Genomic DNA, 1,663 nt, shown 5'->3' with positions numbered 1-1,663 from the left:
GACGATGGGTGGAAGCACGACCGCTGGATGTTCTCCCTGACCTACGACCGCGACAACAAGCCAACGGTGCCTTGGGCTAAAGCCATTGACCGAGAAGCCATGGTGGCGTCACTGGCTGAATTGCCTCGCCGCCTGCTGGAGCCGAACGGCATGCTGCCCAGCAACAAAGAACTGGCCGAACTGGCTGCGGCGTGCAATCAACGCCTTGCGCAGCGCATGGCGTATGAGGCCAGCAAGGCTTCTGGAACCGGAGTAATGAAGCCTTGACAACCCTGCCCGACAACATCCTGCACCCTCTCAAGGCCAAGATCGTGGGATTCCACGAGGAAGAGAACGAGTACAGCTTCCAAGTGGAATACCCTGATCCGGTCATCTGCCCGAACTGCGCGGTTTACGGCGAGGTGGTGCGCTTTGGCAAGAAGGAGATGAAGTTGCGCGACCTGCCGCTGCATGGACGCTGGGTCACGCTCTGGTTAATCCGGCGCCGCTTCCTCTGCCGGGCCTGCAATGGCACGTTCAGCCCGGCCTTGCCGGAGATGGCCGAGGGCCACCGAATGACCAAACGGCTGTCCGACTACATCATCAAGGCCGCTGTGGGTCGCACCAATAGCGACGTGGGCCGCGAGGTTGGCGTGGATGAAGCGATCATCCGCAAGCTGTTCCGTGACCATGCCGAGGCGCAGAAAGGCCGCTACAAGCCTTCTGCGCCCCGTGTGCTGGGCATTGATGAGCTGTACCTGCAACGCACCTACCGCTGCGTGCTTACCAATATCGAAGAGGAAACCATCATCGACCTGTTGGAGTCGCGCACGAAGCCGCAGGTCACGGCCTACCTGTCACGCCTCAAAGACCGCAAAGACATTGAGATTGTGTGCATGGACATGTGGAACCCCTACCGCGAGGTGGCGAAGGCATTGATGCCTGATGCCGCCATCGTGGTGGACAAGTTCCACATCCAGCGCATGGCCAATGAGGCCATGGAGAAGATCAGGAAGGGCATCAAGGCCGGACTGTCACAGCACCGGCGCCGGGCACTCAAGGGCGACCGAAAGCTGATGCTGATGCGTGAGCATGACCTCAACCCCATGAACCGCATGGTGGTCGATACGTGGCTCAACCAGTTCCCAGAACTCGGTGCCGCCTACCGTCTCAAGGAAGAGTTCCTGAACATCTGGAATCTGGAAAACGAGTCTGACGCCAAGGAAGAGTACCGGCGCTGGCATTCCAGCCTGACCCCGGAGGAGCGCCCCCAGTGGGCGCCGCTGACCACGGCAATGAGCAACTGGGAGGCGGAAATCTTCGCCTACTTCGGTGACGGAAAGCGCAATACCAATGCCTTCACCGAGTCGATGAACCGGCAAATGAAAGACCTGAACAGGGCCGCACGGAGCATGTCGTTCGAGATGTTCCGGGCCAAGATGCTGTTCTCGGTCGAGCACAGAATGAAGCGCAAGGAAAAGCCTCGCCGGGAATCGCCCTTCACAATGGGCTATGGCGTCCCTACGGACGCTGACCTTGCACGAGCGGCACCCGCCATGGTGGACATGGGGGTGCCTATAGGGAAGCTCTTGGAGCGCTTCTTGGAGCCTCCCATCAACATCACTACACCGCCTTCGGAAGCCGGTTAGAAGTTCCCTTCATCAACCGGCTATTCCGAATACCC

At 59.6% G+C, this 1,663-nt stretch carries 1 protein-coding gene and 1 pseudogene; both read left to right on the top strand.

Annotated features, from left to right (window positions below):
• Window positions 1-267 (top strand): annotated as a pseudogene (locus RN01_RS31385) (hypothetical protein); the annotation flags it as partial.
• On the top strand, window positions 264-1,628 hold the full coding sequence (locus RN01_RS31380) for an ISL3 family transposase (protein ID WP_017515528.1): 1,365 nt from the start codon (window positions 264-266) through the stop codon (window positions 1,626-1,628). The pseudogene RN01_RS31385 and the gene RN01_RS31380, both read left to right, overlap by 4 nt.
• The last annotated feature ends 35 nt before the right edge of the window (window positions 1,629-1,663 follow it).

The sequence above is a fragment of the Cupriavidus sp. SHE genome, assembly GCF_000812445.1.
GTDB lineage: Bacteria > Pseudomonadota > Gammaproteobacteria > Burkholderiales > Burkholderiaceae > Cupriavidus > Cupriavidus metallidurans.
This window is presented reverse-complemented; position numbering and strand designations above follow the sequence as displayed.